The organism is Alphaproteobacteria bacterium (genome assembly GCA_030739735.1).
Classification (GTDB): domain Bacteria; phylum Pseudomonadota; class Alphaproteobacteria; order UBA7887; family UBA7887; genus UBA7887.
Genome location: JASLYQ010000064.1, coordinates 1 through 539, shown reverse-complemented (window position 1 = coordinate 539; position 539 = coordinate 1). Strand labels below are relative to the sequence as shown.

Sequence of the window (539 nt, the reverse complement as noted above, 5' to 3'; positions counted from 1 at the left end):
ACAGCAACCCAAAGCAACCCAAAGCGGCGCACAGCAACCCACAGTAACCCACAGCAACCCACAGGAACCCACAGCAACCCAAAGCAACCCACAGCAACCCACAGGAACCCAAAGCCACACCCACAGCAACCCAAAGCAACCCACACAGACCAGAGCAGACCTTGCTAAGAACGGCCTCGGCTTCGCCTCACCCTGGCAAAGCAGAAGCAGAAGCAGAAGCAAAGCAGAAGCAGAAGCAGAAGTAGCTGAAGCAGCAGAAGCAGCAGAGGCAGCAGAAGCACTAGAAGCAGCAGCAGCAGAAGCTCAAAAAGATGCGGAATTTTCATATAATTGACATCCAGAGGTACCCATGGGTGCCAAAGTTGGGCCAAAGTGACCCCAAGGTGACCAAAAAGGGGCCCAAAGGGGTCCCAAGGTGTCCCAAAGTGACCCCAAGGTGACCAAAAAGGGGTCCGAAGGGGTCCCAAAGGGGTCCCAAAGGGTGTAAGTGGAAATGTGAAAATGTTGGTTTCGTGCGGTCGAAACCATCGTTTTCATGG

At 53.8% G+C, this 539-nt stretch carries 1 protein-coding gene; it reads left to right on the top strand.

Annotated elements, in window-relative coordinates:
• The coding region (locus QF629_13085) for a hypothetical protein (GenBank protein MDP6014451.1) at positions 1–334 on the top strand (334 nt) is incomplete at its 5' end.
• Positions 335–539 lie beyond the last annotated feature (205 nt).